At 60.8% G+C, this 23,817-nt stretch carries 19 protein-coding genes; 6 read left to right on the top strand and 13 right to left on the bottom strand.

Annotated elements, in window-relative coordinates; genetic code table 11:
* Positions 1-38: 38 nt before the first annotated feature.
* Positions 39-959, top strand: a complete 921-nt coding sequence (locus C4S63_RS15035; RefSeq protein WP_103918081.1) for a glutathione S-transferase family protein — start codon at positions 39-41, stop codon at positions 957-959.
* A 129-nt stretch (positions 960-1,088) separates the two neighbouring features.
* Here C4S63_RS15035 and arsH read toward each other — a convergent pair whose 3' ends face one another.
* The 9 genes from arsH to C4S63_RS14990 all read right to left on the bottom strand — a co-directional run bounded on the left by arsH (position 1,089) and on the right by C4S63_RS14990 (position 9,652).
* The gene (gene arsH, locus C4S63_RS15030; RefSeq protein ID WP_063508448.1) at positions 1,089-1,799 is read right to left on the bottom strand and encodes an arsenical resistance protein ArsH; all 711 of its coding nucleotides are present in this window, start codon (positions 1,797-1,799) and stop codon (positions 1,089-1,091) included.
* A gap of 143 nt (positions 1,800-1,942) precedes the next feature.
* Positions 1,943-2,971, bottom strand: a complete 1,029-nt coding sequence (gene arsB / locus C4S63_RS15025; protein WP_103918080.1) for an ACR3 family arsenite efflux transporter — start codon at positions 2,969-2,971, stop codon at positions 1,943-1,945.
* Entirely contained in the window at positions 2,971-3,468 is a 498-nt protein-coding gene (locus tag C4S63_RS15020; RefSeq protein ID WP_103918079.1) for an arsenate reductase ArsC, read from the bottom strand. The genes arsB and C4S63_RS15020 overlap by 1 nt, the downstream gene beginning before the upstream one ends.
* A 1-nt stretch (position 3,469) precedes the next feature.
* On the bottom strand, positions 3,470-3,790 hold the full coding sequence (locus C4S63_RS15015) for a metalloregulator ArsR/SmtB family transcription factor (protein WP_063508445.1): 321 nt from the start codon (positions 3,788-3,790) through the stop codon (positions 3,470-3,472).
* Between the two features lie 355 nt (positions 3,791-4,145).
* On the bottom strand, positions 4,146-4,859 hold the full coding sequence (phoU, locus tag C4S63_RS15010) for a phosphate signaling complex protein PhoU (protein WP_103918078.1): 714 nt from the start codon (positions 4,857-4,859) through the stop codon (positions 4,146-4,148).
* A gap of 15 nt (positions 4,860-4,874) precedes the next feature.
* Positions 4,875-5,768 (bottom strand): phosphate ABC transporter ATP-binding protein PstB, encoded by an 894-nt coding sequence (gene pstB, locus C4S63_RS15005; RefSeq protein WP_103918077.1) that lies wholly within the window; start codon positions 5,766-5,768, stop codon positions 4,875-4,877.
* A gap of 25 nt (positions 5,769-5,793) precedes the next feature.
* Positions 5,794-7,062, bottom strand: coding sequence for a phosphate ABC transporter permease PstA (gene pstA / locus C4S63_RS15000; RefSeq protein WP_103918076.1), 1,269 nt, complete (start codon positions 7,060-7,062; stop codon positions 5,794-5,796).
* 19 nt (positions 7,063-7,081) lie between these two features.
* Positions 7,082-8,470, bottom strand: coding sequence for a phosphate ABC transporter permease subunit PstC (pstC, locus tag C4S63_RS14995; protein WP_062815033.1), 1,389 nt, complete (start codon positions 8,468-8,470; stop codon positions 7,082-7,084).
* A gap of 135 nt (positions 8,471-8,605) precedes the next feature.
* A complete protein-coding gene (locus C4S63_RS14990; protein WP_062815470.1) occupies positions 8,606-9,652 on the bottom strand; it encodes a substrate-binding domain-containing protein in 1,047 nt (348 codons plus the stop codon).
* Positions 9,653-9,942: 290 nt separating this feature from the next.
* Here C4S63_RS14990 and C4S63_RS14985 point away from each other — a divergent pair, with 290 nt between their 5' ends.
* The 3 genes from C4S63_RS14985 to C4S63_RS14975 all read left to right on the top strand — a co-directional run bounded on the left by C4S63_RS14985 (position 9,943) and on the right by C4S63_RS14975 (position 12,322).
* Positions 9,943-10,488 carry a TRAP transporter small permease subunit gene (locus tag C4S63_RS14985; protein ID WP_062815034.1) on the top strand — a complete coding sequence of 182 codons (546 nt, stop codon included), beginning with the start codon at positions 9,943-9,945 and terminating at the stop codon, positions 10,486-10,488.
* Positions 10,488-11,858 (top strand): TRAP transporter large permease subunit, encoded by a 1,371-nt coding sequence (locus C4S63_RS14980; RefSeq protein WP_103918075.1) that lies wholly within the window; start codon positions 10,488-10,490, stop codon positions 11,856-11,858. Before C4S63_RS14985 ends, C4S63_RS14980 begins: the two co-directional genes overlap by 1 nt.
* 68 nt (positions 11,859-11,926) lie before the next feature.
* Complete coding sequence (locus C4S63_RS14975; RefSeq protein ID WP_062815036.1) at positions 11,927-12,322, top strand: acyl-CoA thioesterase; 396 nt, start codon at positions 11,927-11,929, stop codon at positions 12,320-12,322.
* Between the two features lie 138 nt (positions 12,323-12,460).
* On the opposite strand, the gene C4S63_RS14970 is transcribed toward C4S63_RS14975, so the two are convergent.
* Both C4S63_RS14970 and uvrD read right to left on the bottom strand, forming a co-directional pair.
* On the bottom strand, positions 12,461-13,609 hold the full coding sequence (locus C4S63_RS14970) for a TRAP transporter substrate-binding protein (RefSeq protein ID WP_103918074.1): 1,149 nt from the start codon (positions 13,607-13,609) through the stop codon (positions 12,461-12,463).
* An 87-nt stretch (positions 13,610-13,696) separates the two neighbouring features.
* The gene (gene uvrD, locus C4S63_RS14965; RefSeq protein WP_062815471.1) at positions 13,697-15,859 is read right to left on the bottom strand and encodes a DNA helicase II; all 2,163 of its coding nucleotides are present in this window, start codon (positions 15,857-15,859) and stop codon (positions 13,697-13,699) included.
* Between the two features lie 177 nt (positions 15,860-16,036).
* Between uvrD and C4S63_RS14960 the strand changes: the two genes are divergently transcribed.
* Positions 16,037-18,916 carry a GGDEF domain-containing phosphodiesterase gene (locus C4S63_RS14960; RefSeq protein WP_082844659.1) on the top strand — a complete coding sequence of 960 codons (2,880 nt, stop codon included), beginning with the start codon at positions 16,037-16,039 and terminating at the stop codon, positions 18,914-18,916.
* A gap of 142 nt (positions 18,917-19,058) precedes the next feature.
* Here the strand turns inward: C4S63_RS14960 and C4S63_RS14955 are convergent, their stop codons facing one another.
* A complete protein-coding gene (locus C4S63_RS14955) occupies positions 19,059-20,042 on the bottom strand; it encodes a hypothetical protein (protein ID WP_062815038.1) in 984 nt (327 codons plus the stop codon).
* Positions 20,043-20,128: 86 nt separating this feature from the next.
* Here C4S63_RS14955 and C4S63_RS14950 point away from each other — a divergent pair, with 86 nt between their 5' ends.
* Entirely contained in the window at positions 20,129-20,974 is an 846-nt protein-coding gene (locus tag C4S63_RS14950) for a metal-dependent hydrolase (RefSeq protein ID WP_103918073.1), read from the top strand.
* A gap of 323 nt (positions 20,975-21,297) precedes the next feature.
* Here the strand turns inward: C4S63_RS14950 and C4S63_RS14945 are convergent, their stop codons facing one another.
* Complete coding sequence (locus tag C4S63_RS14945) at positions 21,298-23,589, bottom strand: mechanosensitive ion channel domain-containing protein (RefSeq protein WP_369826450.1); 2,292 nt, start codon at positions 23,587-23,589, stop codon at positions 21,298-21,300.
* Between the last annotated feature and the right edge of the window lie 228 nt (positions 23,590-23,817).

Below are 23,817 nucleotides of genomic sequence, written 5' to 3'. Positions count from 1 at the left end.
ACTAGTGCAACCGCCATTTCATTGACAACGGAGACCCCATGTCAGACCTGATTCTGCACCACTACGCCCTGTCCCCCTTTTCCGAAAAGGTGCGGGCCATGCTCGGCTACGCCGGTCTGGACTGGCAATCGGTCACCGTGAGCGAAATGCCGCCGCGGCCACAACTGGCCCCCCTTGCCGGGGGTTACCGGAAAATCCCGGTGGCACAGAGCGGCGCCGATGTATTCTGTGATACCCGCATCATCAGCCAGGAAATTGCCCGCTTGGCCAACAAGCCGGAACTGGTCGCCGACAACTGTGACGCCCAGGTGCAGGAATTTGTCGCCCGGGTGGATCTGGACATCTTTCTCGCCTGCATTATTTCCGCCGGCAACCTGACCCTGCTGCGCAAGGTGCTCAAGGAATCCTCGCTGCTGGATCTCGGTCGCCTGTTGTGGGACCGCATCGCCATGGGCAGCAAGGCCAAGGTGAAAACCAACAGCCCGAAACAGATGAAGCGGATGGTCGAAGCCCACCTGACCGACCTGGAGGGGAAGCTGGAATCCCAGTCCTTCCTGTTTGGCGACAGCCCCAACGCCGGCGATTTTTCCGCCTACCATAGCCTGTGGTTCCAGCGTGATCTGGCGGAACAGCCCCGCTTCAAACGCTACCCGAAAGTGAATGCCTGGCTGGATCGCCTGCAGGCCTATGGGCAGGGCAACAGCACCCCGATCAGCGCCGACCAGGCCCTGGAACAGGCCCGTGCCGCCAGCCCCCGTGACCTGCCCGACTCCACCCAGGACCAGGCACTGCTCGGCAAGACCGTGAGCGTGGCGCCGAACGACTACGGCCGCATTCCGGTGGAAGGCACTCTGGTGGCCAGCACCGATGAGCGCTGGATCGTGGCGCGGGACGAAGACGTCGTGGGCCGGGTGCATGTACACCTGCCGCGTCAGGGATTTGTGATCCGGGCGGTCTGACGGATCACTCATTCAACCGTTGGAGCCTTGCTTGCAAGGCGAAAGGCTTTATTTTGACGCCGTGCCAACGGCTGATCTTTCGCTTTGCGAGCAAAGCTCCAACGGGAACTTCCTGCCATCAGGATCCCCTTACAGGCTGCGCTGATTCACCCGTTTCATTAATTCTTCAGCGCTTTCCTTGCGCTCGGAATAGCGATCGGTGAGGTAGTCGCTGCGGTCGCGGGTAAGCAGGGTGAACTTCACCAGCTCTTCCATCACATCGACAATACGATCATAGAAACCGGATGGTTTCATGCGGTCGTTTTCATCGAACTCAAGAAACGCTTTCGGCACCGACGACTGATTGGGGATGGTGAGCATGCGCATCCAGCGGCCCAGCACGCGGAGCTGGTTGACCGCATTGAACGATTGCGAGCCGCCACACACCTGCATCACCGCCAGGGTCTTGCCCTGGGTAGGACGCACCGCCCCCAGCGACAGGGGAATCCAGTCGATCTGCGCTTTCATGATGCCGGTCATGGCGCCATGGCGCTCCGGCGAACACCACACCATCCCTTCACTCCAGGTCACCAGATCACGCAGCTCCTTCACCTTGGGGTGGCTGGCATCCTCACTGTCCGGCAGCGGCAGGCCGTCGGCATGAAAAATCCGCGGTTCGGCTCCCATGGCCTCCAGCAGACGGGCAGCTTCCTCCACCGCCAGACGGCTGAAGGACCGCTGGCGCAATGAACCGTACAACAACAGGATGCGCGGCTTGTGAGTGGACGGCTGATCCCGGAATACCTTTTCTGTGGTGGGGACCTGGAAACAATCGTTATCGAGATTGGGTAGATCTTTCATCGACGCTCTCATTGTTTGTAGGAGCCAATGCCTCGGGCAAGACCGTAGCGAGGAGCGAGTTTCGAGTTGCGAAAACCGGGGTTCAAACCGCGTTACTCGATCCTCGCAACTTGATCGCCATGCAAGCATGGGCTCCTACAGGGTTACGCAGGATTTTCTTCGAACCAGTGGGGGGTGCGATTCACGATCGCCACCAGCGTCAGCATCACCGGCACTTCCACCAGCACGCCCACCACCGTGGCCAGAGCGGCGCCGGAGTGCAGGCCGAACAGGCTGATGGCCACGGCCACTGCCAACTCGAAGAAGTTACTGGTGCCGATCAGGCAGGCAGGGCCGGCCACATTATGCTTCAGTCGAAGACGGCGGGCCGCCCAGAAGGCGATCACAAAAATGCCGTAGGTCTGGATCAGCAGCGGGATGGCGATCAGCACGATGGCCAGGGGCTTGGCGAGAATGGTTTCCGCCTGGAAGCCGAACAGCAACACCACCGTGGCCAGCAACCCCATGACGCTGATCGGTTTGAGGGTGTGGACAAAACGCGCCACTTTTTCCTCACCGCCTTTTGCCACCAGTATCTGGCGGGTGAGGAAACCGGCGATCAAGGGCAGCACCACATAGAGCACCACGGACAACAACAGCGTATCCCAGGGAACGGTGATATCGCTGACGCCCAGCAACAGAGCGGCAATGGGCGCGAAGGCAAACACCATGATGATGTCGTTCACCGACACCTGTACCAGGGTGTAGTTGGCGTCGCCCTTGGTCAGGTGACTCCACACAAACACCATGGCGGTACAGGGCGCCACGCCCAGCAGGATCATGCCGGCGATGTACTCAGTGGCGGTCTGCGGGTCCACCCAGCCGGCGAACAGCACCTTGAAGAACACCCAGCCCAGCGCCGCCATGGTGAACGGCTTGATCAGCCAGTTGATCACCAGAGTGAGCAGCAACCCCCGTGGGTTCTGACCCACTTTCCTGATGGCGGTGAAGTCGATCTGGATCATCATCGGGTAGACCATCACCCAGATAAACACCGCCACCGCCAGGTTCACATGGGCGTACTCAAACGCCGCCACCGCTTGAAAAAGCGGCGGCACCGCCAGCCCCAGGCCAACCCCGGCGATAATCGCCAGCCCCACCCAGACGCTCAGGTAACGTTCGAAAAACGGCATCAGTGGCCACCCAGTTCCCGGTGGATTTTTTCGCCGCAGGCCACCAAGCCGTTCTCATTGAGTTCATCCAGGGACACGGCAAACAGCGCCTGAAGACGTTGCTCCAGCTGCTGGTAGGTCGCCTCGAAGGCCGCGGCAATCTCCTCGTCTGTGCCTTGCGCATGAGCCGGGTCCGGCAGCCCCCAATGCAGTTTCGGCACATCGCCCAGCCACACCGGGCAGGCTTCCCCGGCAGCGCTGTCGCAGACGGTAATAATCAGATCAATCTCTTCATCGGCCAGATCGTCCATGGACTTGGAGGCCGGGTTTGCCGCGGTAATGCCGTGACGGGCCAGCACTGCCAGCGCACCCGGATTGACCTGACCGGTAGGATGACTACCGGCACTGAGACCCCGAAAGCGGCCTTGGCCCAGCGCATTGATCAATGCTTCGCCGATGATCGAACGACAGGAGTTGCCGGTGCACAGCACCAGAATCGTCATGGGTTGTAGTGTCATGTCAGTTCTCACAGCAGGCAGAAACGGGAAGGGTCAGGGACAACGCCTGGCAGGCCGGCGGGACCAGGCTTGCCAGGGTCTGTTGGGCCCAGTCAGGCAACTCCGGATTGATGCGGTAATGCATCCAGGTACCCTGCCGCCGCGCCACCACCAGCTGGCACTGGCGCAGCTGCGCCAGGTGACGGGACACGGTGGACTGTGGTGCCTCGAGGGCATCCACCAGATCACAGACACACACCTCTTCCTGGCCGTGTAACAGACAAACCAGACTCAGGCGCAGATCATCGCCGAGGCATTTGCAAAGCTGGGTGGGAGTGAGCATTGACCGCCCTGTATTCGTATATTCGGAAATACGGATATTAAAGCTGCAAGCGACAAGCTTCAAGCTGCAACGCGGGAAAGTTTTGTGACGATGCCGGAAAGGCAAAAGGCCGCGCCCGAAACGGGCACGGCCTTTATAAGGGTCCTGTAGGAGCGTCGCTGGCGGCGCGATGATGCAAAGTTCCGAGTTGCGAGAAGCGAGTTTCGAAGATCAAAACCGGTTTTGCTTTTCGTTACTCGAAACTCGTCACTCGCTTCTGCGGCTTCAGCGGGCGATTTCCGCGCTACGCGAGGTTCGCGCCTCGAGAGGCGCTCCTACAGTCGCTACGTAGTGAGGTTTTGCTCGGAGCTGCCTGTTATTTCTTCAGCTTGGCTTCGATCTCATCCACGGTGATGTGGCGTACATCCTTGCCTTCCACCAGGTAGATAACCTGCTCGCCGATGTTGCGGGCATGGTCACCGATTCGCTCGAGTGCACGCAGGGACCAGATGATGTTAAGCACCCGGGTAATGGAGCGCGGGTCTTCCATCATGAAGGTGACCAGCGAACGCATGGCGCTGCGATACTCCAGGTCCACCTCGTTATCCTCGGCGGCCACGGAGAGGGCTTTCTTGGCATCGAAGCGGGCAAAGGCATCCAGGGTGTCGCGCAGCATGTTGCGCACATGGTTGCCGATGTGGCGCACTTCCACGTAACCGCGCGGAGACTCGCCCTCTTCCGCCAGCTGCTGGCCCATGCGGGCAATCTTGGCGGATTCATCACCGATCCGTTCCAGATCGGAGACCGCCTTGGTGACGGCAATGATCAGACGCAGGTCCGACGCGGCGGGCTGACGCAGGGCCAGCACCCGGGTGCATTCCTCGTCGATCAGCATTTCCAGCTTGTCGACCTTGTCTTCCGTATCCAGCACCTTCTGGGCCAGGTCGGAATCCGCATGCAGCAATGCCTGCAAGGCATCCACCACCTGCTTTTCCACCAGGCCGCCCATCTCCATCAGATTGTTGCGGATGGATTCCAGCGCCTCATTGAACTGGGTTGAGCTGTGCTCACCAAAATGCATGCGATCCATTGTGTCTTGCTCCCCTTAACCGAAGCGGCCGGTGATATAGGCTTCCGTCAGATCGTGTTCCGGCTTGGTGAACACGGTGTCGGTGTCATTCATTTCGATCAACCGCCCCAGGTGGAAGTAGGCGGTACGGTGGGATACCCGCGCGGCCTGCTGCATGGAGTGGGTGACGATGGCAATGGTGTAGGACTCGCTCAGCTCGGAGATCAGCTCCTCGATCTTGGCGGTGGCGATGGGGTCCAGCGCGGAGCAGGGCTCATCCATCAGCACCACTTCCGGGCTCACCGCGATGGTGCGGGCAATACACAGACGCTGCTGCTGACCGCCGGACAGGCCGGTACCCGGCGAGTGCAGCCGGTCCTTCACTTCGTTCCACAGGCCGGCTTTCTGCAGGCTGTTTTCCACGATCTCGTCCAGGTCGTATTTCTTGTTGGCCAGACCATGGATACGCGGCCCATAGGCTACGTTGTCGTAGATCGACTTGGGGAAGGGGTTGGGCTTCTGGAACACCATGCCCACCCGGGCGCGCAGCTCCACCACATCCAGCTTGGGATCGTAGAGATCCTGATCTTCCAGACGCAGATCCCCTTTCACCCGGCAGATATCGATGGTGTCGTTCATGCGGTTCAGGCAGCGCAGGAAGGTGGACTTGCCGCAGCCGGACGGGCCGATCAGGGACACCACCTCGTTCTTGCCGATATCCAGGCTGACGCCGTGGATCGCCTGGTTGTCGGCGTAAAACACCTCCACATCGCGCAGGCGCATTTTCGGATCATCCACATAGGGGCTGCCGACAGTCTGTTCGGGATAGGGGGTGTCTTGTGTCATTGTGTCCTGCTCTTTAATGGCCTTGTCTTTGGCCGCATCATTGTTGCCCAGAGAACGTTTGTCCAGTTGCTGTGCGGTTTCCATAACTCGATTCCTCGTTGCCGGTCCGTTACCAGCGCCGCTCAAGGCGCTTGCGCAGTACCACCGCCAGGGTGTTCATGGTGATCAGGAAAGCCAGCAACACCATGATGGCGGCCGACGCCAACGCTTCGAATGATTGTTCCGGGCTGTCCGCCCACAGGTAGATCTGTACCGGCAGTACCGTGGCGGCATCCAGCGGCCCGGCGGGCAGATCCACGATAAAGGCCACCATGCCGATCATCAGCAGCGGTGCGGTTTCACCCAGGGCCTGGGCCATGCCGATAATGGCGCCGGTGAGCATGCCGGGCAGGGCCAGCGGCAGCACATGGTGCAGCACAACCTGCATCTTGGAGGCGCCCAGACCCAACGCAGCCTGACGAATGCTCGGCGGCACCGCCTTGATGGCGGCACGGCTGGAAATAATGATGGTCGGCAGAGTCATCAGCGTCAGCACGATACCGCCTACCAGCGGCACCGAGCGGGGCAGACCAAACAGGCCAATGATCACCGCCAGGCCCAGCAAACCGAAGATGATGGACGGCACCGCCGCCAGGTTGTTGATGTTCACTTCAATAAAGTCGGTGAACTTGTTCTTGGGCGCGAATTCTTCCAGATAGACCGCCGCCGCCACCCCGATGGGGAAGCTGAGCACCAGGGTAACGATCATGGTGAACAGGGAGCCAAGGATGGCCCCAAGAATGCCGGCCTGCTCCGGCTCGCGTGAATCCCCGTAGCTGAACAGGGACTGGTTGAACACCACGCGGGTTTCGCCGGACGCTTCCAGCTCGGCCACCCACTCACGCTGTTTGGCATTCAGGCGGCTGTCCTCACGCTGTTTTTCATTGGCCTTGAGAAACAGATCCACATCGTCATCGGCCAGCAGCCAGAGGGTACGGGTCTCACCCAGCAGGGAAGGATCCTCGCGCAGCATATCACGCAGGGCATAACCGGCACCGGTGCTCACCAGCTGGTTGAGGGCGCGGGTATCCTGACGACCTTCCACACTGGGAAAGCGCTCGGCCAGGGCGTCGCGAATCACACCCTGATAATTCCCGTAGTTCAGTTCGTCCTCGTCGCGGGGGTTGCTGATATCCAGCACCTCGGCGTCGAAGGTGATCGGCAGCTGAATTTCATGCTCGACAAACGCACTGTGGCCCTTGCCGATGATGTCGGTGAACAGCAGCACCAGCGCCATCAGGCCGATGGCAATGGAACCGATACCGAAGGCCTTGAAGCGTTTCTCTGCCCGGTAACGGCGGGCCAGCGTCTTGCGGACTTTTTCCGTGGTTTCGCTCATCTCTCAATCTCTCCCGACGCTAGTCGTACTGCTCACGGTATTTCTTCACGATATGCAGCGCGAAGATATTCATGACCAGGGTGGTGATAAACAGCATCAACCCCAGGGCAAAGGCGGCCAGCGTCTTGGCGCTGTCGAATTCCTGGTCACCGGTCAGCAGGGTGACGATCTGCACAGTGATGGTGGTCACCGCTTCCAGCGGATTGGCGGTGAGGTTGGCGGCCAGACCGGCGGCCATCACCACGATCATGGTTTCACCAATGGCCCGGGATGCGGCCAGCAGGATGCCCCCCATGATCCCCGGCAGGGCCGCCGGGAAAATCACCTTCTTGATGGTTTCGCTCTTGGTGGCACCCAGGCCCAGGGAACCGTCACGCATGGCCTGGGGCACCGCAGTAATCACGTCATCGGCCAGGGAGGACACGAAGGGGATAATCATGATGCCCATCACCAGGCCGGCGGCCAGGGCCGACTCGGATGCCACATTCAGACCGATGGACTCCCCCAGCCCGCGAATGAACGGTGCCACGGTCAATGCCGCAAAGAAGCCGTAGACCACGGTGGGCACCCCGGCCAACACTTCCAGCGCCGGCTTGGCCACCGTGCGCACCCGGTTGCTGGCGTATTCCGCCAGGTAGATAGCTGACATCAAGCCCACCGGCACCGCCACCAGCAGGGCAATGGCGGAAATCAGCAGGGTCCCCATGAACAGGGGCACCGCACCGAAGGCACCGCCGGAGGCCACCTGGTCCGCGCGCAGGGCGGTCTGCGGACTCCACTGCAACCCGAACAGGAAATCCGTGACCGGCACCCTGCCGAAGAAGCGAATCGATTCGAACAGTACCGACAGCACAATGCCCACGGTGGTGAGAATCGCCACCGTGGCACACAACATGAAGATGGTCTGCAGCACCCGCTCCACCTGCTGGCGGGCGCGCAGCTGCGGTGACACCTTGAGCCAGGCCCAGGCGCCACCGAGCATACACAGCACAATCACCACTACGGTCAGCGCCATGGCGCTGGTCTGCTTGAGAGACTGCAACCGCTGCGCCGCTTCGGCGATTGGTGGCTCCACAAAGCTGGTAGGCAGCGCGCCGCTGGCCACGTTCTGGATCTTGCTCAGGGTCAGGTTGTAGCTGGAAGCATCCGTGGGCTGCAGCTGCTGCGGCAGACTGGCCAGTACCTGCTGACGAATGATGCTGTCATCGAACGCCAGCCACAGTGCCAGTACCACCATGGCCGGAATCGCGCACCACATGGCTGAGCGCATGGCAAAGTAGAACGGCAGCGAGTGCAGGTGGCGAATGCCCCCCAACGGTCTGGCCAGCGCGTAGGAGCGGCGATGCCCCAGGTAGTAGGCGCCGGCCACCATCACCACCAGCAGCAACAGCAGGTTTCCGGTTTGCATGTAGTACTCCGATCGGATTTGCTCAAGCAAAATCACCGCAATGATCTTGGTGGAACAAACGCGGGTTTCTCAGGGGCGAAAAAGCCCGGTGGCAAACACCACCGGGCCGAAAGCATCCATGCTTTTTTTCTTTCCTTACAACTCTTCGCCAGTCATGGACTTCAGGCTGCGAGCCTGTTTGGCCATGCTCTTGCGCAGGTCATCACCCAGCGGGATCAGGCCTTTCTCGGACAGGTAACCGTTGTTACCCCAGGCTTTCTCGCTGGTGAACTCTTTCACGTAACCTTCGATGCCCGGTACCACACCCACGTGGGCTTTCTTCACGTAGAAGAACAGGGAACGGGATACCGGGTAGTCGCCGGAACCGATGGCGTCGAAAGTGGGCTCAACACCGTCCACGTTGGCAGCCTGTACCACACCGCGGTTCTGGTCCAGGAAGGAGTAACCGAACACACCGTAGGCAGCCGGGTTCTTTTCCAGTTTCTGCACGATCAGGTTGTCGTTCTCGCCAGCTTCCACGTAGGCGCCGTCTTCACGTACGCTGCGGCAGATCGCCTTGTACTTGGATTTGTCTTCGTCCTTGATGGCCTTCAGCCAGGGGAAGGTTTTGCAGCCGCCTTCGATGGCCAGTTCGTTGAAGGCATCACGGGTGCCGGAAGTCGGCGGCGGGCCCAGTACTTCGATCTTGGTGTTGGGCAGAGCCGGGTTCACTTCTTTCCAGGTCTTGTAGGGGTTGGCTACCAGCTCTTCGCTGCCATCCGGGTTCGGCACGTCCTTGGCCAGGGCCAGGAAGATGTCACGCAGGGACAGGTCGATTTGCTCGCCCTTCACGGAGTTGGCAATCACGATACCGTCGTAACCGACCTTCACTTCGGTGATGTCTTTCACACCGTTGCTCTGGCACAGCTCGAACTCGGACTTCTTCATGCGACGGGACGCGTTGGTGATGTCCGGGTGCTGGGTGCCCACGCCCTGACAGAACAGCTTCATGCCGCCGCCGGAACCGGTGGATTCGATTTTCGGGGTGGCGTTACCGGTACGACCGAAACGCTCAGCCACCACGGTGGCGAACGGATATACCGTGGAGGAACCCACGATAGAGATAGTGTCACGGGCCATAGCGGTGCCCGGTACGCTGGCCATGGCCAGTGCTGCAGCGGCACCTGCCAAAGTTGCTTTCATCTTGAAGTTCACGGTTAAGCCTCCTAGTTACATGGCACCGGCGCTTGTCAGGTAACGACCCCACCCCGGTTTTGTTCTTGCAATCGTTGCAAACCAGTTCATGTTTCAGCACCGCGCATGCTAGAGAGGGTTTGTGACAACAACATTACAGGAAGATGGCCCCACTGTGATCCGGGAAATCTTCCCGGTCACCGCCACGGGCTGGCCCTGCCCCACAGGCCCCGTATAATGCCCGCTTTCTCGGTATTCCCCGGCCTGCAACCGGGCCCGGGGGGTCACATAGGCTATTTATGACACAACAACTATTTCGCTGGCAGCAACGCTTGACCGGGTTTACTACCCGGGTGGGCCGCGGCAGCGCCTGGCTCGCCCTGTTATTGGTACTGGGCATGGTGCTGGTGGTGGTGCTCCGTTACGGCTTCGGGATCGGCAATATCGCCCTGCAGGAATCGCTCACCTACCTGCATGGCAGTCTGTTTATGCTGGGAATTGCCTATACTCTTGCCGAGGACGAGCATGTACGGGTGGATGTGCTCTACCAGCGTTTCAGCCCCCGGGGGCGTGCCTGGGTGAATGTGCTGGGCACCCTGTTTCTGTTGTTGCCGGTTTGCGGGGCCCTTTTCTGGCTGTCGCTGGACTATGTGGCCAGTAGCTGGCGCGAGCAGGAAGCCTCCGCCAATGGCGGCCTGCCCTTTGTGTATCTGCTGAAAACCCTGCTGCTGATCCTGCCCGCCCTGCTCACCGTGCAGGCCCTGGCGGAGCTGTTGCGTCACAGCCTGACCCTGCTGGGGGCCGCCCTGCCCGCTCCCCAGGATCACCCCGGGGAGGGCCTGTGATGGAATGGATTCCCCTGCTGATGTTTGTGGTGGTGTGCCTGGTGCTGCTCAGCGGCTACCCGGTGGCCTTTGTGTTGGGCGGCACCGCCCTGCTGTTCGCTGCGGCCGGCATGGTGACCGGCACCTTCAGCCCGGCGGACCTGACCTTTGTTCCCAACCGGCTGTTCGGCATCATTGATAACACCACCCTGATGGCGGTGCCCCTGTTCGTGTTCATGGGGGTGATGCTGGAGAAATCCCGGGTGGCGGAAAAACTGCTGGCCAGCATGGGGCAGCTGTTCGGCGGCCTTCCCGGTGGCATGGGCGTGGCCATCATTCTGGTGGGCGCCTTGCTGGCCGCCAGCACCGGCATCGTCGGCGCCACCGTGGTCACCATGGGACTGCTGTCGCTGCCCACCATGCTCCGTCAGGGCTATCAACCCCAACTCTCCACCGGCCTGATCTGTGCCACCGGCACCCTGGGCCAGATCATCCCGCCCTCCATCGCGCTGGTGCTGCTGGGCGATGTGCTGGCCAATGCCTATCAGGAAGCCCAGCTCAAACAGGGGCTGTGGTCCCTGGATACGGTCTCGGTGGGCGATCTGTTTGTCGGCGCGCTGATCCCCGGCCTGATTCTGGTGGGGCTGTATCTGTTGTATGTGGTCACCATCAGCCTGTTGAAACCCCAGTGGGCGCCGGCATTTCAGGCCGATGACGGGGCGCCCCGCGGCTGGCGCCCGCTGCTGGCAGGCCTGATTCCGCCGCTGCTGTTGATTGCCGCTGTATTGGGCTCCATCCTCACCGGCAAGGCCACACCCACCGAGGCCGCCGGCGTTGGGGCCTTCGGCGCCCTGTTGCTGGCCGCCGGCAACCGGCACCTGAACCGGCAGATTCTCGGTCAGGTGGTACGCGCCACCAGCCGGGTCACCGCCATGGTATTCATGATCCTGATCGGTGCCAGCCTGTTTTCTCTGGTGTTTCGCGGTTTCGGCGGTGAAGAGGCGGTCCAGGCCCTGTTCGAGAGCCTGCCCGGCGGCGTGATCGGCGCCACCCTGCTGGTGATGCTGCTGATCTTCCTGCTCGGCTTTATCCTCGACTTTATCGAGATTACCTTTGTGGTGGTGCCCATTGTCGGTCCGGTATTGCTGGCCATGGGGCTGGACCCGGTGTGGCTGGGGGTAATGATCGCCCTGAACTTGCAAACCAGCTTTCTGACCCCACCCTTCGGGTTCGCCCTGTTCTACCTGCGCGGCGTGGCGCCGCCAGAGGTGAAAACCGCGCAGATTTACCAGGGCGTGATACCGTTTATCATTATCCAGTTGCTGATGCTGGGTATACTGGCGCTGTTCCCGGAACTGGCCACCTGGCTCCCTGATCAACTGTACGGGTAAATGCACTACCGCACGGCGGTGTAAAGCCTCTCCTTTAACACCGGCTCAAAATATTACGGATAACAAACATGACCGATAACACCGACGACATACCCCAGCCCATCGGCACACTGGCCATCCAGACCATTGCCATGCCGCAAAGCGCCAACTGGAATGGCGATATCTTTGGTGGCTGGCTGGTTTCTCAGATGGATCTGGCCGGTGCTGTCACCGCCCGCAAGAAAGCCCGTGGCCGCGTGGCCACCGTGGCCATCGACTCCATGGCCTTCCTGCGCCCGGTTCCCATTGGGGCGGTGGTGAGCTGCTACACCCAGCTGCAAGACGTGGGGCGCAGCTCCATGCAGATTCTGGTGGAAGTGTGGATTCGGGAAGACACCGGCACCCTGTCGAAAGTGACCGAAGGGCACTTCACCTTCGTGGCCATTGATGACACCGGCCGGACCCGGGCGGTGCCAAGGGATTAGTTGACAGTTGATAGTGGACAATTGACAGCTCGCGGGAACCCGTAGCAGGTTTCACAAGCAATGAGGCCGCGCCCAAACTTTGGGCGCGGCCTCATTGCACTGCAGACAAACCAAGCTCTGACCGCGAGCTGTCAACTATCAACTGTCCACTGTCAACTGACTACGCACGTTCATATACGACTGCTCCGCCACCGCCATGTATTCCACCGATTCGTCACGGAATTTGCGGTAGGACTCGTACACCTTGCGGGCTTCGCTGTTGTCGGCCACCAGGGCTTCGATCACCTCGTCGCTGGCCTCCTTCAGGGCCTTGAGGACATCGTCCGGCAACCGGCGCAGTTTCACCCCGTGCTTGTTGACCAGCTCCTGGAGGGCCGCATTGTTCTGGGCGGTGTACTCGTCGAGCATGTCCTGGTTTTCCGACTGGGCGGCGTAGCGGATGATCGCCTGCAGGTCCGCGGGCAGGCTGTCCCAGACTTGCTTGTTGATGGTCAGCTCCAGGGTCGGACCCGGTTCCTGCCAGCCCGGATAGTAGTAGTACTCGGCGACCCGTTGCAGACCGAAGGAGCGGTCGTTGTACGGCCCCACCCAGTCCGCCGCATCGATGGCGCCGGTTTGCATGGAGGTGAATACCTCGGCGCCAGGCAGCTGTACCGGCGTGGCGCCCACCTTGCCCAGCACCTCACCGGCCAGCCCCGGCATACGCATCTTCAGACCTTGCAGGTCCTCCACGCTGTTGATTTCCTTGTTGAACCAGCCGGCCATCTGGGTGCCGGTGTTGCCACAGGCAAACGGCTTCAGGTTGAACTGGGCATACAGATCATCCCACAGCTTTTGCCCGCCGCCATGGTGCAACCAGCCATTCATTTCCTGGGCGGTGAGCCCGAAGGGCACGGCAGTGAAGAACGGCGTGGCCGGGTGCTTGCCTTTCCAGTAATAGGCGGCGCCGTGTCCCATCTCGGCGCTTCCCTGGCGGACCGCATCGAACACCTCGAAAGCCGGCACCAGCTCCTTGGCACCGTACACCTTGATCTTGATGCGCCCGGCGGACATCTCTTCCACGCGCTTAGCAAACCGGTTGGCACCGACACCCAGGCCCGGATAGTTCTTCGGCCAGGTGGTCACCATCGTCCATTCATAGGTCTGCTGTACCGGTGCTTTTTTTTCCGCTTCCGGCGCAGCCGCCACGCCACTCTCGGTGGGCGGACAGTCTTTCTTTTCACAACCGGCCAATGCCAGGCCACCCAGCCCCAGACCGAGGGCGGACACGAATTTGCGACGATCCAAGGGTTATCCTCCATCATTTGGCAGCCGGGAACAGCCGCCCGATTGTTCTTGTCGACGGGCCGGACGGGGTCCGACGTCAGTCTGTCTTCAAATCACTTCCAGCCGCGCGTACTGGCTGACCAACCACTTGGTGCCGGCACCGTCGAAGTTGATCTGCAGGCGCGCATTGGGCCCCTGCCCTTCGAAATGCAATACGGTGCCCTCGCCGAATTTCGGGTGCAACACCCGCGCGCCCAGATCGATACCATTGGACTCGGTTTCCCGAATCGGCCGTGCCGCCCCGCCAACGGGCCGGCTGAATCCGGCACGGGCGCGGATCTCTTCCAGGGATTCGGCAGGGATCTCGCGCAGGAAGCGGCTGGGCGGGTTGTAGTTTTCGTTGCCGTAAAGGCGCCGGCTTTCCGCATGGGTCAGATACAGTTCGCGCATGGCACGGGTCAGGCCCACGTAACAGAGGCGGCGTTCCTCGGCCAGCCGCCCGGGCTCCTCACTGGACATCTGATGGGGGAACAGGCCCTCCTCCATGCCAGTGATGAATACCACCGGGAATTCCAGCCCCTTGGCGGAATGCAGGGTCATCATCTGCACCGCGTCCTCGTGGGCATCGGCCTGGCCTTCGCCGGATTCCAGAGCGGCGTGGTCCAGAAAGGCGGTGAGGCTGTCCAGTTCGGAGTCTTCGTCCTCGTCACCGAACTCGCGCGTGGCAGAGACCAGCTCGCGCAGGTTTTCCAGCCGTTGCTGGCCCTTTTCGCCCTTCTCTTTACCGTGGAATGCCACCAGACCGCTGGCCTCGATCACGTGTTCGGTGGTTTCCGCCAGCGACAGACCGTCACACTGCTGCTCCAGCTGCACCACCAGATTCAGGAATACCGCCAGCGCATTGGTGGCCCGGGCGGTAAGTAACTGCTCACTGATCAGTGCCTGGGCCGCAGCCCACAGGGACACGCCGCGCTGGCGCGCCAGCTCGCGCAGGCTTTCCAGGGTCTTGTTGCCGATGCCCCGGGTGGGGGTGTTCACCACCCGCTCGAAAGCGGCATCCGCATCCCGATGGCTGATCAGGCGCAGGTAGGCCAGGGCGTTCTTGATCTCCGCCCGTTCGAAGAAGCGCTGGCCGCCATAGATGCGGTAGGGAATACCCGCCTGCAGGAAGGCTTCTTCCAGTACCCGGGACTGGGCATTGGAGCGATACAGCACCGCCATTTCCCGCCGCGCGGTCCCTTCCTGGAACAGCTTTTCCACCCGCCCGGCGATAAAACGGGCTTCGTCCACTTCGTTGAAGCCGGCATAGAGACGGATCGGGTCGCCATCGCTGCCTTCGGTCCACAGTTCCTTGCCGAGCCGGTCACTGTTGTGACTGATCACCGCGTTGGCGGCTTTCAGGATAGTGCCGGTGGAGCGGTAGTTCTGCTCCAGGCGGATGGTGCGGGTATCCGGGAAATCGCGGCTGAATTTGTGGATGTTCTCGATCTTGGCGCCGCGCCAGCCATAGATGGACTGGTCATCATCGCCGACGATGGTGACGGCGTTATCGTCGTTGGCCAGCAACCGCAGCCAGGCGTACTGGATGCTGTTGGTATCCTGGAACTCGTCCACCAGGATGTGGCGGAAGCGACGCTGATAGTGACCGCGCAGGTCGTCGTTGTCGCGGAACAGTTCGAGCACCCGCAACAGCATTTCGTTGAAGTCCACCAGGCCACTACGCTCGCAGGCCTCTTCATAGCTGAAGTAGATCTTCTGCATGGTCTGCACGAACAGATCGCCATTGGCGTCCATGTGTTTGGCGCGCAGGCCTTCGTCCTTCTGGCCGTTGATAAACCAGGTGGCCTGGCGGGCCGGCCAGCGCTGTTCATCCAGCCCCAGCTCCTTGATCACACGCTTGATCAGACGAATCTGGTCGTCGGCATCAATGATCTGGAAACCCTGGGGAAGGTTCGCCTCCTGCCAGTGGGCCCGCAGCAGACGGTGGGCAATGCTGTGGAAGGTCCCCACCCACATGCCATCGGCGGACATGTCCAGCAACTGCTCGATACGGCCCCGCATCTCGGCAGCGGCCTTGTTGGTAAAGGTCACCGCCAGAATCCCGAACGGCGAGGCCTGCTCGGTGGCAATCTGCCAGGCGATGCGATGCACCAGCACCCGGGTCTTGCCCGAGCCGGCACCGGCCAGCACCAGTAAATGTCGGTCATCGGCAGCCACCGCATCGCGCTGGGCCGGGTTCAGGCCATCAATAAGGGAAGTTACGTCATCCATGGCGCGGGAGTTTAGCAGAATGTCCGCTGGCGCGATGCCTGCCTGGCGCATCCGTGGCCCCTGACAGCATGGCAATACGCCACTATGGATAGCGAGATCGCGGTTTCCCTTGTCTGCGCCGATAGGTAAACTGGAAAACAAAAACACTCGGCTACACGCCAGAGGATAATAATCAAGGTGTCTTCGCAGTCTCCGCAAACCCGAACCGCTCCGCCGTTCAATGGCGTGGTCACTGAACAGTGCCAATTGTTACTGAGTGGCATTGCGGTACTGATTTTGCTGGAAGTCGCCAGCGCCATTACCCTGGTGTGGGCCTACTGGGACACGCCGGTTTCCCGGCAAAACCTGCTGACCTGGCTGGGAATCCTGGCGACCGTGCAAACCGCCAAGATGATCGCCCTGCCTCTGTGCCATCGTCGTCTGCGCAACGATCTCGCCACCCCCCACTGCCGCCATATTCTCTCTGTAATTGCCCTGAGCACCCCGCTGATACTGGGTGCCGCCGGTTACCTGTTCAATCCGCTGGACACCCTGTTCGCCGACAACATGCTGGCCGCCCAGCTCACCATTGCCTGCCTGGGCCTGGGCCTGAGCACCATGGCCCTGGCCGCCTACAGCAGCCATTTCCCCACCGTCTTCCTGTACCTGTTAATGCTGCTCGGGCCCGGCATGCTGCGGTTGTCGGAAACCCAGGAGCACGGCCAGCTATCGCTGATGCTGCTGATGTCATTGCTGGGGCTGTTCTTCCTGTTCGCCGCCCGGCGCATCAACCAGACCGGCCACCAGGCAATGATGCTGCAGGCCAGCAACCGCTCGCTGATCGACTACCTGAACCGGGCCCGCAGCGACGCGGAAGCACTCAACGAGAAACTGGCCCAGGAAATCTACGAGCGCAAGGAAGCCCGTCAGCGCCTGCAGGAAACCAACGAGCGACTGGAATCCATGGTGCAGGAACGCACCCGGGCGCTCGGGGAAACCAACCAGGCCCTGGCCGCCACCAGTGAGCGCCTGGAGCTGGCCCTGGAAGCCAGCAATATCGGTCTGTGGGACTGGATGCTGGATACCGGGCGCAACTACCACACCAATTTCGACCGGTTGCTGGGCTATGACGGCGCCTACTTCAAGAACTTCTTCGGGGACCTGGAAACCCTGGTCCACCCGGAGGATCTGACCCGCATTCGCCGCGCCATGGTGTCTCATTTCAAGGGGCAGAATGACCGTTATCATGCGGTATACCGCCTGCGCCATGCGGATGGCAGCTGGCGCTGGATCGAAGACGAGGGTCGGGTGGTGAAGTGGTCAGACCAGGGCCGCGCCCTGCGCATGATCGGCACCCGCCGTGACATCACCGAAGACCGCCAGAGCCAGGAGCAGCTGCGACTGTCCGCCACCGTTTTCGACAATGCCCCGGAAGGCATCTTCATTCTCGACCACAAGTTCCGCTTCCTGGCGGTGAATGCCCGCTTCGAACAGATTACCGGCTACAGCGAATCCATGGTGCTGGGCAAACAGGTGCTGGATCACCATGAAACCGCCGCCAACAGCGACACCTACAAGATGATTACCGCTGCGCTGAATGAAAGCGGCTTCTGGGAAGGCGAGATCAACGAAACCCGCCGCAATGGCGAGCCCTTCCCGGAGTGGCTGCAAGTCAGCGCCGTGCGCGATGAACAGAAACGGGTGATCCGTTATGTGGGTATGATGTCCGACCTGACCGCCCGCAAGGAAACCGAACAACAGCTGCAGTTCCTTTCCAACTACGACCGACTCACCGGCCTGGCCAACCGCACCCAGTTCCGCGAACACCTGCACAAGTCCCTGACCCTGGCACGCCTGAACCGGGAAAAGGTGGCGCTGCTGATGATCGACCTGGACCGTTTCAAACCGATCAACGAATCCCTGGGGCATGAAATCGGCGACCGCCTGCTCAAGGCCGCCGCAGAGCGCATCGGCCAACATGCCGGCGGTGAAGAAAATCTTGCCCGGGTGGGCGGCGACGAATTTACCCTGCTGCTGGAAAATCACGGTGGTGAAGGCGCCATCAGCCAGCACTGCCAGAAACTGATCAACGCCATGAAGAAGCCCTTCATGATCGACGGCCACGAACTGCTGCTGGGCGCCAGCATCGGCATCAGCGTGTTCCCGGACACCGCCAAGGAAGCCCAGAGCATGATCAACCAGGCGGATATGGCGGTGTACCAGGCCAAGCGCAGTGGCGGCAATAATTTCCAGTTCTATCGCAGCAACATGCGGGTGGCCTCGGTGGAACAGCTGGCCCTGGAAACCAGCCTGCGCAAGGCCATTTTCAAGAACGAATTCGTGGTCTATTACCAACCGAAAATGGACCTGGCCAGTAACCGCATCAACTCCGTGGAAGCCCTGGTACGCTGGCAGCATCCCACCATGGGCCTGCTGCCACCGGCGGATTTCATTCCGCTGGCCGAGGAGACCGGGCTGATCTCCGCCATCGGCGAACTGGTACTGGAACGCTCCTGCCGTCAGGCCCACCAGTGGCACAAACAGGGGCTGGGCGATATCTGCGTATCGGTGAACCTGTCCGCCCATCAATTCCGCAAGGGTAATGTGGCGGAAATCGTCGACCGGGTACTGGAAAGCACTGAACTGCCGGCCCATCTGCTGGAACTGGAACTCACCGAAAGCCTGATCATGGAAGACATGGAGCAGAACATCGAACTGCTCCAGCAGTTGCGGACCCGCGGCATCGAACTGGCCCTGGACGACTTCGGCACCGGCTACTCGTCACTGAGCTACCTGAAGCGTTTCCCGGTGGACACCCTGAAGATCGACCGCTCCTTCATCATGGATCTGGACAAGAGCCCGGACGACGCCGCCATCACCCGCGCCATCATCGACATGGCCCACAGCCTGCAGATGAACGTAGTCGCCGAAGGCGTGGAAACCGACGCCCACCTGAGCATCCTCCGCGACATGCATTGCGACAGCATCCAGGGCTACCTGATCAGCCGCCCGGTGCCGGAGAAGGAGCTGGTGGAGTTGCTGCATACGCAGGCGTATAGAAAGGCAATTGATAATTAATAGTTAATAATGAATAACGCGCGCGTTTGCGTTGCGGGCTTCTCAAACGCAAGAGGCCGCGCCCAAAGTCTGGGCGCGGCCTCTTGCGTTACAGGACCAACCAATGTTGCCCCGCGAGTTATTAATTATTCATTATTAACTATTAATTAAGCAGCTCCAACGTCTCCGGCCGCTGAAAATACCCCTCCAAATGCCTGCGCAGCCACGCCTCAAGCAGGCCTTCGGCGCGCAGTTTCTCCATCACCGGGGGCAGGAAGCGGCGGGCGTCATCGAGCATCAGGGCGCGGGTCACGCCCAACTCGTCGAGTAGCCCCATCAGGGTGGTGTCGCCATATTTGTCGAAGAAGGCGTTGACCCCGGAATCCAGCATGGCAATGAAATAATCCGTGTGGCGCAGCTCACGCCAGTACTCGAAGCCGATCACGAACAGCTCCTGGATATCTTCGCTGCTGATCAGTTCGCGCAACTCGGCCACCGGGCGCTGGGAGAATTCCTGCCAGGCGACCAGTACCAGTTCACGCAGCTCGTCCAGGTTTTCATCCCGGTATAGCCAGGGATCACTGAGCAATTGCTCCATGCGCTTGAGCAGCCATTCCTGCAGACGCACTTCCAGGCTGCCCAGCCAGCGGGCCGGCAGGCGCTTGCGCAGCTGGTCATGCAGTGCCGGCGGCAGACCCTGGTGCAACAGGGTCTTCAACCCCAGCTGCGCACCGCCGGCCAGCAATGCCAGCAACACCGGGTTACGGCCCAGCCAGGCCATACTCTGACGGGACAGGGGAATCTCCAGCACCTTGTCCAGCAGGGCCATCACCACGTCCTCGTCGACCACATCGCCGATCAGGCGGTCACTCTGGATACCGTGGTCGTAGAACTGCTCCACCATGTCGCCGACCAGCTCGGGGATGGCGCCACTGATGTCCATTTCCGCCGCATATTTCTGGGCGGTAATACGAATCTGCTCGGCACTGACCCAATCGTTCAGGGTGTAGCGTGTGGCCACATCCAGGGCGTAATCCAGCTCCTGCTCGATCAGCCCGTCCAGCTGTGCCGGCGACAATTTGGCCAGCAGATGCTCGACCAGGCCATCAAGTAAACGATTAGCAACTTCCTGTTTATTATCCGCCATTTTTTTCATTTCCCGGTGGAAAACCCTTGCTGTGTGACACAGCAATTGTATCATCGAATGATGTAACAGTTACGGAGGTACGCACCATGGCGATCTCGATTCTTCCCATCCGTCGCAATCTGAAATTCAACCTGAACCCGGCCAAGGCCCTGACCTGGCACCGGGACGGCCTGAATGTCAGCCAGTTCATGAACACCATGAGCCTGTTTTTCCCGGTGGGGGAACGCTTTTTCATCGACAGCGTACGCAATTACCGTGACCAGATCACGGATCCCGAGCTGAAAAAGGCCGTGACCGCCTTTATCGGCCAGGAAGCCATGCACGGTCGTGAGCACGAAGAATACAACGATTTCGTGGCCCAGGCCGGTATTCCCCTGCATGCCCAGGAAGCGTTCGTGGCCCGTTTGCTGAAAGCGGTGCAGGACTATTCCCCGCAATCCTTCCAGCTGGCCGCCACCGTGGCCCTGGAGCACCTGACCGCCATCCTCGGCGGCGGCCTGCTGGATCTGCCGGAGATTCTGGAAGGTGCCGACGATGGCTACAAGGCCATCTGGAACTGGCATGCCCTGGAAGAAACCGAACACAAGGCGGTGGCCTTCGATGTCTACCAGGTAGCCATCGGTGACGACAGCAACCTGGGCGCCTATGCCCTGCGCAGCAGCACCCTGGTCGCCGCCACCGGCGTCTTCTTCGCCCTGATGATCCCCTTCTATCTGCACAACGTGCGCATCAAGGGCGGCCTGACCGACCTGAAAGGCTGGCGCGCCGTGGCCAAGCACACCTGGGGCAAGAAGGGCATTTTCCGCAATATCACCAAGCCCTGGTTCGACTGGTTCAAGCCCGGTTTCCATCCCTGGGACCACGACAACAGTGAACAGTTGAAAAACTTTGACGCCTTGCTGGGCGACCTCCTCAAGGAGGAGGCCGCCTGACTCTTTCCATCACCGAGCTCTCCCTTTTCCGGTGACTCTCAGGGTCGGCATTCATGCCGGCCCTTTTTTTTGGCGCAAAAACCCCGCAACGTTGCAAACGTAGGGTGCACTGAGCCTAAGGCGAACTGCACCGATCCGGCGTTTGATGGTGCAGTTCGCCTTAGGCTCAGTGCACCCTACGCAATCCCTGGCGGCGCTCCAGAATTCAGCAGCATCATCAAAAAAGGCACAGAGCAAACAGAGAAAAGTTTTCCCCGTGAGCTCTGTGCCCTCTGTGGTGAAACATTGATGTTCAACAACGCCTGCCGTGGCAGGCACCGGCCTTACCCGTCGTTGCCTCCCTGGGTGGACACCACCCGGTCGTCGGTGAGGCGGATGTTGCCTGCCGGCGCCTTGCCGTCCCGGTCCTCCCCGAAATACAGGGTGGTATGGGGGAACGGGATTTCGATGCCGGCCTTGTCGAAGTAGATCTTCACCAGACGGTTGAAGGCACGACCCACCGCCCACTGGTTGCCCGGCGTGGTCTTGATCACCACGCGGATGTTCACCGAGCTGTCCGCCAGGGCGGTGACCCCGGCCACGGTCATGGGTGCCAGGATATTATCCTTGTGATCGCCTTCCTTCAGTTCTTCAAAGGCCGCTTCCAGCTGAACGATGGCATCATCGATGCTTTCGCGGTAAGCAATCCCGTATTCACCCACGTGGTTACCGAATTCACGGGTAAAGTTGGACACCGCATCCACCGAGGAGAACGGCACGATGTGGTAGGTACCATACAGATCCCGCAGGGCCACGGAGCGGATACCCACCCGGTCCACGGTCCCGGAGTTGCCGCCGACGCTGACAAAATCGCCGGTGTTCATGGCATTTTCCAGCTGGATGAACACCCCGGTGATCACGTCCTGGACCAGCTTCTGAGCACCGAAACCAATGGCCAGACCCAGCACACCGGCACCGGCAATCAGCGGGCCGATATCAATACCGATCTCGGACAGAACGATCATGGTGGTCATGATGATGATGGTGATGGCCAAGGTGGTATGGAACAGTCCGAGCAGGGTTTCCCCGCGGGCAGCCTGGGCTGCGGTGCTGTTTTCTCCCGGGCTGAACTTGTGCTCCACCAGGCTTGCCAGCGCAATCCACAGGGCCGCCGCCAGCCCCAGGATGATCAGGATATCGATCAGCGCAGACACCGTCTGGGCACCGGCCGTGGTGGCATACCAGGCGGCCAGATCATAAAGCTCCCAGGCATCCAGCGACAGCACTACCACCAGCGCCAGAATCAGCGCGCGGATCAGTTTCAAGGCCGTGGGAACATAGGTATTCACCCGCGCCTGCAGCCGCGGCATGCTGGCATTGAGGCGCTCGGAAAACTGGATTTCCTTGCCGATCAGTTGCCCAAGCGCCACTGACACCAGCAGCCCCACGCCCACATAGATCAGGGTTTCCAGGGTCGCCATGGCCACATAGGGCAAGGCGGTCTCCGGATTCAGTACGGTGACGGCAAACACCAGCAACGCATAGGCCAGCGCCAGCCAGTGCCAGGTGCGCGCCAACAGCAACAACGACAGACGGATCGGCCCATAGCTGGCATTGGCTCGTTGGGTCAGTGCCTCACGCAACACCGGACGCTTGCGCAAAATCACCCCGGCGGCATAGATCAGCGCCACCAGCATGATCAGGGTGCCGGCACCACTGCCCACCGCAGGGGACACGTTGAAGTTCAGCACCGGCACCAGCACCAGCATGCCGTAGCCGATCAGCCCGGCCTCACGGGCCAGGAAGCGGTTGCAGTAACTGGCCTGGTCCGCCGCCACTGGAAGCAGCCGCAGGCCCTCGTAGCGGGACGAAAAGAACATCCGCAGCCCGGCCTTGGCCAGTTCCACGATCAGGAAGGCATTCAGGAACAGGGCCAGTCGTGTGGCATCCGCGCCCAACTGCTCGGTGAGCACAGGCGCCACAAAGGTCCCGGCCAGATAGGCCAGCGCCACCACAATGACATCCAGCAGGGCACCGACTGCCACCGCCACCGTGGTGCGCAGAATCGCCAACTTCTCCGACCCGGCCCGGGCCCAGTGGCTGAGGCGGCCAAAGGCCGAACCCGCCAGGGTACGCAACACCCAGAACACCACAAAGGTGACCACTACCAGAATGGCCAGATTCAGTAACGCGGCGGTGACCGCTTTCATGTTGACCGTGGTGCTGACAGCCGCCTCACCGGCGCTGTCATCGCTGACAAACCAGCCAGTGACCAGGCCGCTCAAGGCCGCGAACTGCCGCCCCATATCCCCGGCCAGGTTGCCGGTGGCCGAAGCCATACGGCGAGCCAGGGACACCTGGTCGGCGGTCTGCCCGCTGGGAGCCTGGGCGGCAATTTCCGAGGGGGGCACTTCCCCGGCCACGCCCAGCGGCGCCGGGTTGGCGGCCGCCTGTAAACCCCGTAGCTGGTCAATCAGCTGCTGGCGCGTGGTCTCGTTCTCCAGCAATTCCGCCAGCTCCCCGTACTCCTGGGTTCCAGAAGGGGCTTCCTGGGCGGGCAATGCCGTCGTCAACATCACTAACAACAGGGCAAAAAGGGCTGTCAGGCCCCGTAAATGACGGGCTTGATGGCGCACTCTCATCTCCTTAGTGCCGGCTTTTTGCCGGATCAACCGCTATGTTTGAAGCATATTCAGACGCATACCCTAACAATTGGCGTCAGGAAAAATGTGAAGATCGCGCGAAAATCCTGTACCGGAATTGTCACGCGGCATTGACCCAAATGAAGCCGGGCCGCTGCAGGAATGCCAATCACACCGGTTGACCGTGACATTGCCCACTGTAATGATCAGTCTCCATTTCAT

The organism is Alcanivorax sp. DSM 26293 (assembly GCF_900107995.1).
Lineage (GTDB): Bacteria > Pseudomonadota > Gammaproteobacteria > Pseudomonadales > Alcanivoracaceae > Alcanivorax.
This window is presented reverse-complemented; position numbering and strand designations above follow the sequence as displayed.

Coding starts and splice junctions, on each gene's coding strand:
- phoU (WP_103918078.1), bottom strand. CDS start 4,859: ATGGATCGCATGCATTTTGGTGAGCACAGCTCAACCCAGTTCAATGAG.
- arsB (WP_103918080.1), bottom strand. CDS start 2,971: ATGCCGTTTTTCGAACGTTACCTGAGCGTCTGGGTGGGGCTGGCGATT.
- C4S63_RS14955 (WP_062815038.1), bottom strand. CDS start 20,042: ATGGCGGATAATAAACAGGAAGTTGCTAATCGTTTACTTGATGGCCTG.
- C4S63_RS14975 (WP_062815036.1), top strand. CDS start 11,927: ATGACCGATAACACCGACGACATACCCCAGCCCATCGGCACACTGGCC.
- pstC (WP_062815033.1), bottom strand. CDS start 8,470: ATGCAAACCGGAAACCTGCTGTTGCTGCTGGTGGTGATGGTGGCCGGC.
- pstA (WP_103918076.1), bottom strand. CDS start 7,062: ATGAGCGAAACCACGGAAAAAGTCCGCAAGACGCTGGCCCGCCGTTAC.
- C4S63_RS14990 (WP_062815470.1), bottom strand. CDS start 9,652: ATGAAAGCAACTTTGGCAGGTGCCGCTGCAGCACTGGCCATGGCCAGC.
- C4S63_RS14985 (WP_062815034.1), top strand. CDS start 9,943: ATGACACAACAACTATTTCGCTGGCAGCAACGCTTGACCGGGTTTACT.
- C4S63_RS14980 (WP_103918075.1), top strand. CDS start 10,488: ATGGAATGGATTCCCCTGCTGATGTTTGTGGTGGTGTGCCTGGTGCTG.
- arsH (WP_063508448.1), bottom strand. CDS start 1,799: ATGAAAGATCTACCCAATCTCGATAACGATTGTTTCCAGGTCCCCACC.
- uvrD (WP_062815471.1), bottom strand. CDS start 15,859: ATGGATGACGTAACTTCCCTTATTGATGGCCTGAACCCGGCCCAGCGC.
- C4S63_RS14950 (WP_103918073.1), top strand. CDS start 20,129: ATGGCGATCTCGATTCTTCCCATCCGTCGCAATCTGAAATTCAACCTG.
- C4S63_RS15015 (WP_063508445.1), bottom strand. CDS start 3,790: ATGCTCACTCCCACCCAGCTTTGCAAATGCCTCGGCGATGATCTGCGC.
- pstB (WP_103918077.1), bottom strand. CDS start 5,768: ATGGAAACCGCACAGCAACTGGACAAACGTTCTCTGGGCAACAATGAT.
- C4S63_RS15035 (WP_103918081.1), top strand. CDS start 39: ATGTCAGACCTGATTCTGCACCACTACGCCCTGTCCCCCTTTTCCGAA.
- C4S63_RS15020 (WP_103918079.1), bottom strand. CDS start 3,468: ATGACACTACAACCCATGACGATTCTGGTGCTGTGCACCGGCAACTCC.